The organism is Nocardioides insulae DSM 17944 (assembly GCF_000422825.1).
GTDB lineage: Bacteria > Actinomycetota > Actinomycetes > Propionibacteriales > Nocardioidaceae > Nocardioides > Nocardioides insulae.
This window is the reverse complement of sequence record NZ_KE383928.1, coordinates 685,972-699,745: the sequence shown is the minus strand read 5'-3', so window position 1 is coordinate 699,745 and position 13,774 is coordinate 685,972. Positions and strand designations below refer to the sequence as shown.

The 13,774-nt window shown below is 70.9% G+C and carries 11 protein-coding genes; 8 read left to right on the top strand and 3 right to left on the bottom strand.

What is annotated here, in order from left to right:
- Positions 1 to 34 precede the first annotated feature (34 nt).
- The gene (locus tag G515_RS0113515) at positions 35 to 694 is read right to left on the bottom strand and encodes a GntR family transcriptional regulator (RefSeq protein ID WP_028660564.1); all 660 of its coding nucleotides are present in this window, start codon (positions 692 to 694) and stop codon (positions 35 to 37) included.
- A 170-nt stretch (positions 695 to 864) separates the two neighbouring features.
- Here G515_RS0113515 and G515_RS0113510 point away from each other — a divergent pair, with 170 nt between their 5' ends.
- The 6 genes from G515_RS0113510 to G515_RS0113485 all read left to right on the top strand — a co-directional run bounded on the left by G515_RS0113510 (position 865) and on the right by G515_RS0113485 (position 10,238).
- Positions 865 to 2,085, top strand: a complete 1,221-nt coding sequence (locus tag G515_RS0113510; RefSeq protein ID WP_028660563.1) for a sarcosine oxidase subunit beta family protein — start codon at positions 865 to 867, stop codon at positions 2,083 to 2,085.
- A 19-nt stretch (positions 2,086 to 2,104) separates the two neighbouring features.
- Positions 2,105 to 2,428 carry a sarcosine oxidase subunit delta gene (locus tag G515_RS0113505; protein ID WP_028660562.1) on the top strand — a complete coding sequence of 108 codons (324 nt, stop codon included), beginning with the start codon at positions 2,105 to 2,107 and terminating at the stop codon, positions 2,426 to 2,428.
- Position 2,429: 1 nt separating this feature from the next.
- Positions 2,430 to 5,381 (top strand): FAD-dependent oxidoreductase, encoded by a 2,952-nt coding sequence (locus G515_RS0113500; RefSeq protein WP_028660561.1) that lies wholly within the window; start codon positions 2,430 to 2,432, stop codon positions 5,379 to 5,381.
- Positions 5,374 to 6,000 carry a sarcosine oxidase subunit gamma gene (locus G515_RS0113495; protein WP_028660560.1) on the top strand — a complete coding sequence of 209 codons (627 nt, stop codon included), beginning with the start codon at positions 5,374 to 5,376 and terminating at the stop codon, positions 5,998 to 6,000. Before G515_RS0113500 ends, G515_RS0113495 begins: the two co-directional genes overlap by 8 nt.
- A gap of 138 nt (positions 6,001 to 6,138) precedes the next feature.
- Positions 6,139 to 7,821 carry a DNA repair helicase XPB gene (locus G515_RS0113490; RefSeq protein ID WP_028660559.1) on the top strand — a complete coding sequence of 561 codons (1,683 nt, stop codon included), beginning with the start codon at positions 6,139 to 6,141 and terminating at the stop codon, positions 7,819 to 7,821.
- Between the two features lie 245 nt (positions 7,822 to 8,066).
- Complete coding sequence (locus G515_RS0113485; protein ID WP_028660558.1) at positions 8,067 to 10,238, top strand: ICP22 family protein; 2,172 nt, start codon at positions 8,067 to 8,069, stop codon at positions 10,236 to 10,238.
- Between the two features lie 121 nt (positions 10,239 to 10,359).
- Here G515_RS0113485 and G515_RS0113480 read toward each other — a convergent pair whose 3' ends face one another.
- Together G515_RS0113480 and G515_RS0113475 are read right to left on the bottom strand one after the other, a co-directional pair.
- Positions 10,360 to 10,881, bottom strand: coding sequence for a thioesterase family protein (locus G515_RS0113480; protein ID WP_028660557.1), 522 nt, complete (start codon positions 10,879 to 10,881; stop codon positions 10,360 to 10,362).
- Positions 10,878 to 11,831 carry an NADPH:quinone oxidoreductase family protein gene (locus tag G515_RS0113475; protein ID WP_028660556.1) on the bottom strand — a complete coding sequence of 318 codons (954 nt, stop codon included), beginning with the start codon at positions 11,829 to 11,831 and terminating at the stop codon, positions 10,878 to 10,880. Before G515_RS0113475 ends, G515_RS0113480 begins: the two co-directional genes overlap by 4 nt.
- A 103-nt stretch (positions 11,832 to 11,934) precedes the next feature.
- Between G515_RS0113475 and G515_RS21405 the strand changes: the two genes are divergently transcribed.
- The gene (locus G515_RS21405; RefSeq protein ID WP_084653560.1) at positions 11,935 to 12,435 is read left to right on the top strand and encodes a hypothetical protein; all 501 of its coding nucleotides are present in this window, start codon (positions 11,935 to 11,937) and stop codon (positions 12,433 to 12,435) included.
- Positions 12,436 to 12,539: 104 nt separating this feature from the next.
- Entirely contained in the window at positions 12,540 to 13,739 is a 1,200-nt protein-coding gene (serA, locus tag G515_RS0113465; RefSeq protein ID WP_028660555.1) for a phosphoglycerate dehydrogenase, read from the top strand.
- The last annotated feature ends 35 nt before the right edge of the window (positions 13,740 to 13,774 follow it).

Sequence of the window (13,774 nt, the reverse complement as noted above, 5' to 3'; positions counted from 1 at the left end):
GCTCGACCACACGCAACGGCCGGGCGTCGAGGGGTCAGAGGACGGCGCGGACGGACTCCTCGAAGTGCGCCACGTGCTCCCCGGCGAGGGCACCGGCGCGATCGGGCTCGCCGTCGAGGATCGCCTGAAGTAGACCCACATGCTCGCGGATGTGCTCCCCCACCGACGGCAGCCGGTCCAGGACCAGGCACCATATCCGGGTGGCCAGGTTGTCCAGCCTGACCAGCGTCTCCTCCATGTGCGGATTGCCGGCCGCGCGATAGATCAACCGATGCACCGTGAGGTCATAGGCCATCAGCGCCCGGCGCTCCTCGGTCTCGGGCTCCAGTGCCGCGATCTGCTCGGCCCGCTCGGCTAGTTCGGAGCGCACCGCGGCGGTGGCGTGGCGCGCGGCGCGGGCCGCTGCGAGCGGCTCGAGCACCCTGCGCATCTCGCTGATGTCGGCGAGGTCGGTGAGATCGACCCGGGTGGCGAAGGTGCCGCGCCGCGGATAGGAGACGACCAGTCGGTCGCGCTCCAGCTGCTTGAGCCCTTCGCGCAGGGGGGTGCGCCCCACGCCCAGTTCGGCGGCCAGAGCGGCCTCGTTCACGGCTTCCCCGGGCGCGATGTCCAGCAGGATCAGCCGATCCCGCACCTGGTGATAGGCGCGGTCGGCGAGCGAGGCGTAGGTGCGCTCCGCCATGTCGAGGCCCATGTCCACCCTTCGCGATGTCGGCGATCCGCCCGGCCCGGAGGAATCCGAGGTCGATCCGTTGACCGCGCCACATCCTAGGCCTACGGTTGCCGACATCTAATATATCAATCGTCGACGATGCATCCGGCGCCGTATCTCTCCCTTGCACCCACCGTCGAGAAGGTCTCCGCATGAACCAGCGCAACCTGCCCGAACACCCGGATTTCCTGTGGGACGACCCGGAGCCGAAGAGCAGCTACGACGTGGTCATCGTCGGCGCCGGTGGTCACGGCCTGGCCACGGCGTACTACCTGGCCAGCATGCACGGCATCACGAATGTGGCGGTGCTGGAGCGTGGGTGGCTGGCCGGCGGCAACATGGCCCGCAACACCACGATCATCCGGTCGAACTACCTGTGGGATGAGTCGGCGGCGATCTACGAGCATTCGCTGAAGCTGTGGGAGGGCCTGGAGGAGGAGTTGGACTACGACATCTTCTTCTCCCAGCGTGGGGTGCTCAACCTCGCGCACACCCTGCAGGACGTGCGCGAGTCGGTGCGCCGGGTCGAGGCCAACCGCCTCAACGGGGTGGACGCCGAGTGGCTGGATCCCAGGCAGGTCAAGGAGGTCTGCCCGATCGTCAACATCGCCGACGACATCCGCTATCCGGTGATGGGTGCGACCTACCAGCCTCGTGCCGGGATCGCGAAGCACGACTGGGTCGCCTGGGGGTACGCCCGCCGGGCCGCCGAGCTCGGGGTCGACCTGATCCAGAACTGCGAGGTGACCGGGTTCGAGATCAGCGGCGGTCGGGTGATCGGTGTCCGGACCAGCCGGGGGCGGATCGGGGCGGGCAAGGTGGCCCTGGCCGCAGCGGGGAGCACCTCGGTGCTCACCGAGCTCGCGGGCTTCCGGGTGCCGATCCAGTCGCACCCGTTGCAGGCGCTGGTCTCGGAGCTGCACGAGATCATCCACCCCACCGTGGTGATGTCCAACCACGTGCACGTCTACGTCTCCCAGGCGCACAAGGGCGAACTGGTGATGGGCGCCGGCGTGGACTCCTACAACGGGTACGGCCAGCGCGGTTCGTTCCACATCATCGAGCAGCAGATGGCGGCCGCGGTCGAGCTCTTCCCGGCCTTCTCCCGTGCCCACCTGCTGCGCACCTGGGGCGGCATCGTCGACGTCACCCTGGACGCCTCGCCGGTGATGGGGCTGACCCCGGTGGATCAGCTCTACCTCGACTGCGGGTGGGGCACCGGCGGGTTCAAGGCGGTGCCCGGCGCCGGCTGGGCCTACGCCGACACGATCGCCCACGACCGGCCGCACGACCTGGTCGCGCCGTACGGCCTGGACCGGTTCGTGACCGGCCATCTCATCGACGAGCACGGCGCCGCCGCCGTCGCACACTGACCCGCGAAGGAGCACCCTCATGCTCACCATCGACTGTCCCCACTGCGGCCCTCGTCCCGAGACCGAGTTCGGGTACGGCGGCCAGGCCCACGTCGCCTACCCGGAGGACCCCTCCGCCCTCACCGACGAGGAGTGGGCCGGCTACCTCTTCTACCGCGACAACCCCCGCGGCGAGTTCGCCGAACGCTGGGTGCACTCGGCCGGCTGCCGGAAGTGGTTCAACGCGGTCCGCGACACCCGGACCTACCGGATCTCGGCCACCTACACCTCGGCCGGCCCGGTCCCGGCCGGCATCGTGCGGCCGCGCACCGACGTCCCCCACCCCGTGAGCAAGGGAGCCTGACATGACCAGCACGGGACCCCAGCCCCACCGCCTGGAGACCGGTGGCGTGATCGATCGCTCCCGACCGGTCGATTTCCTCGTCGAGGGCGCCGCCGTGAGCGGGTACGCCGGCGACACGATCGCCTCCGCGCTGCTGGCGGGCGGCCGCCGACGGGTCGGCGACTCGATCTACCTCTCCCGCCCGCGCGGCATCGTCGCCGCCGGAGTCGAGGAGCCGAACGCGCTGGTCCGGATCCGCGGTGAGTGCGACGAGTCGATGCTCCCGGCCACCACCGTGGAAGCCGCCGACGGGCTGGACGTCTCCCTGCTGAGCGGGATCGGCGTGCTGGACCAGCGGCAGGACCCGGCCGAGTACGACACCATGAACGTGCACACCGACGTGGCCGTGATCGGTGCCGGTCCGGCCGGACTGGCCGCCGCCCGCGAGGCCGCGGCCACCGGCGCCAGGGTGACGGTGTTCGAGCAGGACTTCGAGCTCGGCGGCTCAATGCTGGCCGACCCGACCCAGCACATCGAGGGCGTCCCGGCGCGCGAGTGGGTGGAGGTGGTCCGCGCCGAGCTCGAGGCAGCGCCGGAGGTCACCGTCCTGGCCCGGACCACCGTGTTCGGCAGCTACGACGGCAACTACCTGATCGCGCTGGAGAAGCGGGGCGACCAGTTCGGCGCCCCGGCGCGCCCGGGGGTGTCCCGGCAGCGGGTCTGGCACGTCAACGCCGCCCGGGTCGTGCTGGCCACCGGGGCGATGGAGCGCACCGTCGTCTTCGCCGACAGCGACCGGCCGGGCGTCATGCTCGCCTCCGCGGTGCACACCTACCTGGGCAGGTACGCCGTCCTGCCCGGCCAGGCGGTCGTCGTGTTCACCACCAACGACTCCGCCTACCCGGTGGCGCACGCGTTGGTTGCCGCGGGTGCGGCGGTGACCGTGGTCGATGCCCGTGAGCGGTCGGTGTCCTCCCCCGCTCGGGACGCCGCCGTGGCCGCCGGGCTGAGCGTGCGCCCGGGCAGTGCCGTGGTCGGGGTGGACGGCGACGCGGGTGAAGCGGTCGAGGCCGCCTGGGTCGCGCCGATCGATGCGGCCGGCACCCCTGGCGACGCGGAACGTGTGAGCGCCGACCTGGTCGCGGTCTCCGGCGGCTGGAGCCCGACCTTGCACCTGCACAGCCAGCGGCAGGGCTCGGTCCACTGGGACGACCAGCTGGCCGGGTTCGTGCCGACCGGGCCGGTCGGCGGCCAGTTCCTGGCCGGGTCGGTGGCCGGCGCCTACTGGACCGAAGGGTGTCTGGAGCAGGGACGCCGGGCCGGGCGGAGGGCCGCTGCCGAGACCGGCCACGGGCCGGCGTACGAGGCGGAGACCGCCCATGAGCAGCCCGGGCAGTCGGAGCGGGCCGCGCGCGCGGGGACCACCCGGCAGCTGTGGATCGTCCCGGGCCGGGCGGAGGGCTACGCGCGCCACCTCGTGGACCTCCAGCGGGACCAGACCGCGGCCGATCTGCTCCGCGCCACCGGTGCCGGGATGCGTTCGGTGGAGCACATCAAGCGCTACACCTCGATCGGCACCGGCGCCGATCAGGGCAAGCTCAGCGGGGTCACCACGATCGGGATCCTCACCGCCGCCCTCGCCGACCAGGTGCCGGCCGCCGAGGGGAGCCCGCTGACGCCGGGCGACATCGGGACGACGACGTTCCGGGCACCCTTCACTCCCGTGGCCTTCGGCGCCCTGGCGGGGCGCTGCCGGGGCGACCTGTTCGACGCCGCCCGCACCACGCCGGCGCACTCCTGGCACGTCGAGCACGGCGCCGTCTTCGAGGACGTCGGGCAGTGGAAGCGCCCCCGGTACTACCCGCAGGAGGGAGAGGACATGGACGCCGCGGTCACCCGCGAGTGCCGGGCCGCCCGCGAGGGCGTCGCGTTCCTGGACGCCACCACCCTGGGGAAGATCGAGGTCCGCGGCGCCGACGCCCCCGAGTTCCTCAACCGGATCTACACCAACGGCTACCTCAAACTCGCCGTCGGCAAGGGCCGGTACGGCGTGATGTGCACCCCGGACGGCATGGTCTTCGACGACGGTGTCTCGCTCCGGCTGGCCCCGGACCGCTACTTCATGACCGCCACCACCGGCAACGCCGCCAAGGTGCTGGACTGGCTCGAGGAGTGGTCACAGACCGAGTGGCCGGACCTGGATGTCACCTTCACCTCGGTGACCGAGCAGTGGGCCACCACCGCGGTGGTGGGTCCGCGCTCGCGCGAGGTGATCGCCCGGCTCGCCCCCGACCTGGACGTCTCGAAGGAGGGGTTCGGGTTCATGGAGTTCCGCGACACCGTGCTGGCCTCCGGGATCCCGGCCCGGATCTGCCGGATCACCTTCTCGGGAGAGCTGGCCTACGAGGTGAACGTCGCCACCTGGTACGGCCTCAAGGTCTGGGAGGACATCGCCGAGGCCGGCGCGGACCTGGACATCACGCCGTACGGCACCGAGGCCATGCACGTGCTCCGCGCCGAGAAGGCCTACCCGATCGTCGGGCAGGACACCGACGGCACGGTCACCCCACAGGACCTGGGGATGGACTGGATCGTCTCGACGACGAAGGAGTTCATCGGCAAGCGGTCCTACAGCCGTCGCGCACTGACCGAGGGCGTGCGGAAACACCTGGTCAGCGTGCTCCCGGTCGACACCTCGCTGCGGCTCCCCGAGGGCGCCCAGCTGGTCGAACCCGACGCCCTCGGCGACTACACCGGCCAGAGCCTGCCGGTCCGGCCGATCCCCATGCTCGGACACGTCACCTCCAGCTACCACAGCCAGGCACTGGGCCGCGGCTTCGGCCTGGCCCTGGTCTCCGACGGCCGCAACCGGATCGGGGAGACCGTCCTGGCCTCCTTCGGCGGTCGGTTCGCCGAGGTCCTCATCGATGAACCCGTGCTCTACGACAAGGAAGGGGCCCGACGCGATGGCTGAGACCGCAACCTTCACCCGGGCGCAGGTGCTCGCCCACCGGCGCAGCCCGGCACAGCACCTGGCCGCCGAGATGGACCGGGGCTCCGGGGCCGCCGTGGCCCTGCGGGAGGTGCCGTTCCTGACCCAGACTGCGCTTCGCGCGATCCCCGACGGTCCGGCCGGCCGGGCCCTGGAGTCGGCGCTGGGCGTCGTACTCCCCCGGCGCTGCGGCGAGGTGGCCAAGGGACCGGACGGTCTGGAGGTGCTGTGGCTGGCACCCGATGAGTTCCTCGCGGTGGCACCCGACGAGGCCGACTCCGGCATCCTCGCCACCGAGTACGCCGACCGGCTCGCCGAGAGCCTCGGCACCCACCGCGGCCAGGTCGTCGATGTGTCGGCCAACCGGGCCACCCTCGAACTCTCCGGCCCCCGAGCCCGATCGGTGCTGGACAAGAGCGTGCGGATCGACCTGCACCCACGGGTCTTCCCGGTCGGCCAGGCGCTGGTCACCCCACTGGGCGCCACCCCGGCGATCCTGTGGCGGACCGGCGAGACGACTTGGCAGGTGCTGGTCCGCTCCTCCTTCGCCACCCACGTCACCCGCTGGCTGCTGGACGGGATGCGGGAGTACCTCTGCTGACGCTGGACCCCCGGGCTGACCGGCGGGCGGGCGCGTTCGGCCGGTCCTGACGCCGGACAGGACCGTCGGCCGCCTGCTCGGGCGGAACGCCGACCCGGCACGGATCCGGTCTGAGCCACACCCTCGTACCCTGGACCGGTGAACGACGGCCCCCTGATCGTCCAGTCCGACAAGACCCTTCTGCTCGAGGTCGACCATCCCCGGGCCGTGGAGGCACGCAAGGCGATCGCCCCGTTCGCGGAGCTCGAGCGCAGTCCCGAGCACATCCACACCTACCGACTCACCCCGCTCGGACTGTGGAACGCACGGGCTGCCGGCCACGATGCCGAGCAGGTCGTCGACGCGCTCCTGGAGTTCAGCCGGTACGCCGTCCCGCACGCGCTGCTGGTCGACGTCGCCGAGACGATGGCCCGCTACGGCCGGCTGCGTCTGGAGAAGCACCCCACCCACGGTCTGGTGCTGGCCACGGTCGACCGGCCGGTGCTCGAGGAGGTGCTGCGCGCCAAGCGGGTGCAGGGGATGCTCGGCGCCCGGATCGACGACCACCCCGACAGCGAGGGTGCGGTCGCCGTGCATCCCTCCGAGCGCGGCAACCTCAAGCAGGCGCTGCTCAAGCTCGGGTGGCCGGCCGAGGACTACGCCGGGTACGTCGACGGGGAGGCCCACCCCATCGAACTGGTCACCGACGACTGGCAGTTGCGCCCCTACCAGGCCGAGGCGGCCGAGTCGTTCTGGCACGGCGGCTCGGGTGTCGTCGTGCTGCCCTGCGGCGCGGGCAAGACCCTGGTCGGGGCGGCCACCATGGCGCATGCCAAGGCGACCACCCTGATCCTGGTCACCAACACGGTGAGCGCCCGCCAGTGGAAGGACGAACTGGTCCGTCGTACGTCCCTCTCCGCCGAGGAGATCGGTGAGTACTCCGGCTCGGTCAAGGAGGTCCGGCCGGTCACCATCGCGACGTACCAGGTCCTCACCACCAAGCGGAAGGGTGTCTTCCCGCACCTCGAACTTCTCGACGCCCGCGACTGGGGGCTGATCGTCTACGACGAGGTCCATCTGCTGCCGGCCCCGATCTTCCGGATGACCGCCGATCTGCAGGCGCGCCGCCGGATCGGGCTCACCGCGACGCTGGTGCGGGAGGACGGGCGCGAGGGTGACGTGTTCTCCCTGATCGGCCCCAAGCGGTACGACGCCCCCTGGAAGGACATCGAGGCGCAGGGCTGGATCGCGCCCGCCGACTGTGTCGAGGTCCGGGTCACCCTCCCGTCCGAGGAACGCCTCGCCTATGCCACCGCGGAGCCGGACGAGCGGTACCGGCTGGCCGCCTGCACCCACCACAAGATCGACGTCGTCCGCGACCTGATCGCCCAGCATGCCGGGCGGCCCACGCTCGTGATCGGGCAGTACATCGACCAGCTCGACGAGATCGCGTCCGCCCTCGACGCCCCGGTGATCAAGGGCGAGACCTCGGTCAAGGAGCGGCAGCGACTCTTCGACGCGTTCCGGGCGGGCGACCTCGACCTGCTGGTGGTCAGCAAGGTCGCCAACTTCTCCATCGACCTGCCCACCGCCGAGGTCGCCATCCAGGTCTCCGGCTCCTTCGGGTCCCGCCAGGAGGAGGCCCAGCGGCTCGGTCGGCTGCTTCGCCCGGGTGAGGCGCCGGCCCCGGACGGCGCGCGCAAGGTCGCCCACTTCTACGCGATCGTCTCCCGCGACACCGTCGACGCCGACTTCGCGCAGAACCGTCAGCGCTTCCTCGCCGAGCAGGGCTACGCCTACCGCATCGTCGACGCCGATTCCCTCGGTGACCTGTTCGCCTGAGCCCGACCCGGACGGCGAACGGGTCGGGTAGGCGGGAGGGACCCACCGCTCGGGCGCCAGGCACGATCGCGTGCCGGGACTACCCGCTGGTAGCCGAAGAGGTTCGCGGTGACGCGCATCTCCCCCAGATGAGGGATGCCAATTGCCCCGTTCGCCTGCGGGCGACGGTCCGGCCCTGCGAATATTCGGTCGCGCACCGCGCATCTCTCGGGTCTCTCACGTCCCTCGATCAGGAAATCTCACCGATGAAGAAGAGCATTGCCTCCGCCGCCGTTCTCGGCGCGACCCTCACCAGCCTGGGCTTCGCGCTGCCGGCTTCGCCCGCCTCGGCGGCAGACCCGAACTGCAGCGCGGGCTCGCCCAAGCTGATCGAGACCATCCCCGCGGTGACTCACACCGAGTCGCAGTACGCCAAGACGATCACCCACCCCGCCCAGGGCGAGCCGATGGTCTCGGTCAAGGTCCAGGACGCCGTGGCCGAGGTCAGCCACACCGACGTCGAGTACGTCGTGAAGAACTGGCTCGGAGAGGTCGTCAAGACCCGCTGGGCCCACAAGGATTCCGGTCGGACCGTGTTCTACGACTGGGAACTGTGGCACCGCACGGGGGTGACCCAGCGCCACGTCGAGGTGCCGGCCAGGGACGCGGTCTGGGAGGACCGGGCCAACCCGGACTATGTCCCGGCGTCCACCGAGACCCTGTACTACAACGGCAAGTCGGGTGGCACCACCGACCCGGCGAAGGCGGCGTGGGTGCGCTACACCCCCACCGGCTGGAGCCAGGTGGTCGACACCAAAACGGTCACCGACGCCCCCGAGTCCTACCTGTGCGACTTCGTGAAGCCGGTGGCCACGATCGCACCGCAGTCCTCCCTGGTCCGCCCGGGTCACCTGTTCACCGTCTCCGCCACGGACGACCACCAGGTGGCCAAGACGGTCGGCAACGTCTACGGCCCTACCGGCCTGCTCGACTCCAACCAGACCTCCGGGCGCAGTCTCGGGGTGACCGTGCCCGGCGCCGACGGCGACTACTACCTCAAGTACAACGCCCTCGACTCCGTGGGCAACCTGTCCACCACCGGGCAGCACCGATTCACCGTCGACGGCACCGCACCCACCGTCTCCGACAAGGGCCAGCCCGGGGCGGCCCAGTCGAAGTCGTTCAAGCTCTTCGACCGCAACAAGATCGCGACCGCCTCGGTCAACGGGGTCGACTTCGCCCTGACCGACGCGGTGTGGACCGACGTCAACGACCTCACCCCCGGCCGCCGCGGAGCGGTGGAGGGCACGAACGTCCTCACCGTCACCGACCTCGCCGGCAACACCACCGAGGTGACCTTCGTCCTCGACACCACCGGTCCCACCGTGACCGACAAGGGCCAGCCCGGGGCGGCCCAGTCGAAGTCGTTCAAGCTCTTCGACCGCAACAAGATCGCGACCGCCTCGGTCAACGGGGTCGACTTCGCTCTCACCGACGCGGTGTGGACCGACGTCAACGACCTCACCCCCGGCCGCCGCGGAGCGGTGGAGGGCACGAACGTCCTCACCGTCACCGACCTCGCCGGCAACACCACCGAGGTGACCTTCGTCCTCGACACCACCGGTCCCGTCGTGACCGAGAAGGACGGCTCGTCCGCCACCTCCCGGTCCTACTCCCTCGACGACGGCGCGCTGGGCAGCAAGGTCGCCGGCGTCCGGATCAACGGTCACGACCACCCGCTCTCCGCCAACCGCTGGTCCGACGTGAACGGCGTGATCGTCGGGAACTACTGGGGCGCTCTGGCCGGGGAGAACACCCTGGTCGCCTACGACGCCCTCGGCAACGAGACCACCCTCACCTTCACCCTGGACGCCGTCCAGCCGGTCCTCCCCGAGGAGGAGCCGGACACGGTGGCCGAGGAGCCGACCGAGAGCACCCCCGAGGTCCCCGGTCCCTCCACCGACACCTCGACCGACACCTCGACCGAGGGTGGCCAGGGCGGCCAGGTCTCCGACGCCTCCGCGAACGACGCGGCCGGCGCGCAGCCCGATTCGGCCGAGTCCACCCTGGGCGAGGAGCAGGCCGAGGAGAGCGAGCAGGACGGTTCCGGTTCGGGGGCGGTCCGGCCGGACGCCGACCCCGCCGACAGCGGCGAGGGGACCACCTCTGAGGAGTCCACCCCGGAGGAGTCCACCGACGAGGAGGTGGCCGCGGCCGCCTCTGGCGGGTCGGCCCCGAGCGCGAAGCAGACCGTGACGCAGGGTGATGAGCTCCCGGTGCGCGATCACTCCGGGCCCGCGCCGGAACTCGTCGAAGCCTCGCTGGCAGCAGCCCCCACGCACGAGGCGGACGGCAAGCAGTACGCACTGCTCGGGGCGAGCCTGCTGGCTCTGCTCCTCGGCGCGTCGGCCGCTCTGATCCGGGTCGTTCGCCGCTGATCGAAACCGGCCCGCCGGGACCCCTGCGCGGTGTCCGGCGGGCCCGAACACCGCTCTGCCCCCGACCCAGGCAAGTGCCTGAGTCGGGGGCAGAGTGGTTGGTGTCAGCGTGGGTCGAGGCTCAGCGAAGACCCATCGTGCCGGTCGGCGGCAGCGTCCAGTCCAGCGCCCGGTGCTGGGCCAGCAGGGCATCGATCGGCTCGGCGAGGACCTGCTGCCACGGGACGGTACGCCGGGTGGTCAGGTCGACGTGGCCCTCGACGTACTCGAGCGTGTTGACCACGCGCCCGGTGGTGCGGTTGACGATGATCGAGGCGGCGTGCAGCAACTTGGCGTTCCGGGCCAGCAGCCGGGTGTGCACGCTGACCTCGTGGCCGATCAGCACCTCGTCGTAGAAGTTGATGTGCTGTTCCATCGTGAAGGTGCTCTGACCGTAGGTCGCGAGGTAGTCCCCGTGCACCCCGAGCTCCTCGAAGAACCGGTGCGCGCCCTGCATGTGGAAGTTGTAGTAGTGGCACACGTTGACGTGGCCGTTCTGGTCCTCCCACTCCGGCGGAGCGAGGAGGCGGACCTCGTTGCCGAGGGCATCGATCTCCGCGACGGTGGGCAGCGCGGGGCGGGACGGCGCCTGGGCGCCGCTCATACCGTGAGCACCACCTTGCCGGTGGCGGCCCGCTGCTCGAGGCAGACCAGCGCGTCGCTGGCCTTCTCCAGCGGGAAGGACGGCCCGATCACCGGGGCGAGGGCACCGCTGGACAGGTGCGGGAGCATCGCGTCCCACTCCTTCATCAGGTGGCCCGGCTTGGTCATCGCGAAGGCACCCCAGCCGACGCCGACGACGGAGACGTTGTTGAGCAGCAGCCGGTTGACCTTGACCTCGGGGATGCTGCCGCCGGTGAATCCGATGACCAGCAGTCGGCCCTGCTCACGCATGGCCCGCACCGAGTCGGTGAAACGGTCGCCGCCGACCGGGTCGACCACGATGTCCACCGAGGCCCGGCCCACCGAGTCGAGGAACCCGTCGGCCAGCACGACCTCGTCGGCACCGGCGGCCAGGGCGATCTCGCCCTTCGCCTCGGTCGAGACGACGCCGATCACGCGGCCGGCGCCGTACGCCTTCGCCACCTGGATCGCCGCTGTACCGATCCCCCCGGCGGCACCGTGCACGAGCACGGTCTCCCCCGCGGCGAGGTTGCCGCGCTCGATCAGCGCGAAGTAGACGGTGCCGTAGTTGAACATGAACGACGCGCCGGCCTCGAAGCTCACCGAGTCGGGCAGCTTGAAGGTCCGGTCGGGGCTGGAGAGGGTCGTCTCCGCGAAGCCCCCGATGCTGCACAGGGCCGCCACCCGGTCGCCGGGCTCCAGGCCGGAACCCTCAGGGGCCGCCACGACCACGCCGGCCACCTCGGCGCCGGGGACGAACGGCAGCTCCGGCTTGATCTGGTACTGCCCCCTCGTCTGGAGCAGTTCGGGGAAGGCCACGCCCGCGGCCTTCACGTCGATGATGACCGCGTCGTCGGCGGTCGGGGCCGGGATGTCGACCAGCTCGATGGCCTCGGGCCCCTCGAGCTTGGTGATCTGGATCGCACGCATGTCCGCGACCTTAGGGTGAACCTGAGACCGGCTTCAAGAGTGTCCGTACGCCGGGCATGACCGGGTCAGGAGTGGCGCGAACCGCGTCGGAGAGGATGTCGCCATGACGCAGCCCCCTCCCCCGCCACGACCGGGGCATCCCCAGCCGCAGCCGCCGCCGCAGTCGTCGCAGCCACAGCCGCAGTGGCGTCCGCAGCCGCAGCCGGTCCAGGCTCCCGTCGGCTTCCTGCACGTCCACCTCCAGGGGAGCGTGCTGACCATCAACGCCATCACGCCGCAGGTGCGACTCAACGGCCACCCGGTGCCAGCGCGGTACGGCGACAACGTGTTCCCCGTGCCACCTGGCCCGTGGGCGATCGACGTCTCCACCCAGTGGTTGCGCACCTACGGCCACGCGCGCCTCGACGTACGGGTGGCCCAGGGCCAACACATCCCGGTCTTCTATGCCGCGCCGCTGCATCAGTTCGCGAACCGGGGCGCGATCGGGTTCGAGAAGCAGGAGCGCCCCGGCAAACTCGGTCTGTGGCTCATCCTGGGCTCGCTGGTGGCCGTCGTGGTCCTGATGGTGCTGGCCGCCGTCCTCTCCGCAGTGCTCGGCGGCTGACCGCGATCCGGCCGGGCCTCGGGCCCCGGCGCCGGTCCCAGGTGTGACCGTCCGCATCCCGTCGCGCCCTCCACGGACCGGCGCCGCCCACTACTGTGGGTGGCGTGAAGGTGCTGCTCCTGGAGAACATTCATTCGCTCGCTGTCGAGAATCTCGAGCGCGCGGGCTTCGAGGTCGAGTTGCTCAGCCACTCGCTGTCTGAGGACGAGTTGGTCGCCAAGCTCCCCGGTGTGGCCATGCTCGGCATCCGCTCCAACACCCACATCACCCCGCGGGTGCTGGACGCCGCCACCGACCTGATCGCGATCGGCTGCTTCTGCATCGGCACCAACCAGGTCGACCTCACCGCCGCCGCCGGGCGCGGCATCGCGGTGTTCAACGCACCCTTCTCCAACACCCGCAGCGTGGTGGAGCTGGTCATCGCCGAGATCGTCGTACTCGCTCGCCGGCTCGCGGAGAAGAACCAGCGGATGCACGACGGCGTCTGGGACAAGTCGGCCAAGGGCAGCCACGAGGTCCGGGGGCGCACGCTGGGCATCGTCGGCTACGGCAACATCGGCACGCAGCTGTCCAACCTCGCCGAGGCGATGGGCATGTACGTCATCTTCTACGACATCGCCGACCGGCTCGCGCACGGCAACGCCCGCCGGATGCCGAGCCTGGACGCCCTGCTCGCCGAGGCCGACGTGGTCAGCCTGCACGTGGACGGCCGCCCCGGCAACGCCGGCATCTTCGGCGAGGAGCAGTTCGCCGCGATGAAAAAGCGCGCCCTGTTCATCAATGCCTCCCGCGGCATGGTGGTCGACGACGTCGCGCTGCGCCGACACATCGAGTCCGGTCACATCGCCGGCGCCGCCCTCGACGTCTTCCCCGTCGAGCCCAAGGCGCAGGGCGACGAGTTCACCTCGGTCCTGCGCGGGCTCGACAACGTCATCCTCACCCCTCACGTCGGCGGGTCGACCCAGGAGGCGCAGGAGGAGATCGGCTACTTCGTCTCCGGCAAGCTCCGCGACTTCGCCCGCGAGGGCTCCACCGCACTCTCGGTCAACCTGCCCGCCGTCCAGCCCTCACCCCTCACCGAGGGTGAGCGGTACGCCTTCCTGCACGTCAATGTGCCCGGCGTTCTGGCGGAGGTCAACAACCTGCTGGCCGAGGATGGCGTCAACATCACCGGGCAGTACCTCGCCACTCGCGGCGAGCAGGGGTACGTCGTCACCGATGTCGCCAGCCACATCCCGGAGAGTGCTTCGGCCAAGCTGGCGGCCTCGACCCACACCATCTGGCTGCGGTCCTACTCGGCCTGACCCCGCCGGTCCTCCGGTACGGCGGGTGGTGCTGG

Coding starts and splice junctions, on each gene's coding strand:
- G515_RS0113515 (WP_028660564.1), bottom strand. CDS start 694: ATGGGCCTCGACATGGCGGAGCGCACCTACGCCTCGCTCGCCGACCGC.
- G515_RS0113475 (WP_028660556.1), bottom strand. CDS start 11,831: ATGCGTGCGATCCAGATCACCAAGCTCGAGGGGCCCGAGGCCATCGAG.
- G515_RS0113505 (WP_028660562.1), top strand. CDS start 2,105: ATGCTCACCATCGACTGTCCCCACTGCGGCCCTCGTCCCGAGACCGAG.
- G515_RS0113485 (WP_028660558.1), top strand. CDS start 8,067: ATGAAGAAGAGCATTGCCTCCGCCGCCGTTCTCGGCGCGACCCTCACC.
- G515_RS0113495 (WP_028660560.1), top strand. CDS start 5,374: ATGGCTGAGACCGCAACCTTCACCCGGGCGCAGGTGCTCGCCCACCGG.
- G515_RS0113510 (WP_028660563.1), top strand. CDS start 865: ATGAACCAGCGCAACCTGCCCGAACACCCGGATTTCCTGTGGGACGAC.
- G515_RS21405 (WP_084653560.1), top strand. CDS start 11,935: ATGACGCAGCCCCCTCCCCCGCCACGACCGGGGCATCCCCAGCCGCAG.
- G515_RS0113480 (WP_028660557.1), bottom strand. CDS start 10,881: ATGAGCGGCGCCCAGGCGCCGTCCCGCCCCGCGCTGCCCACCGTCGCG.
- G515_RS0113500 (WP_028660561.1), top strand. CDS start 2,430: ATGACCAGCACGGGACCCCAGCCCCACCGCCTGGAGACCGGTGGCGTG.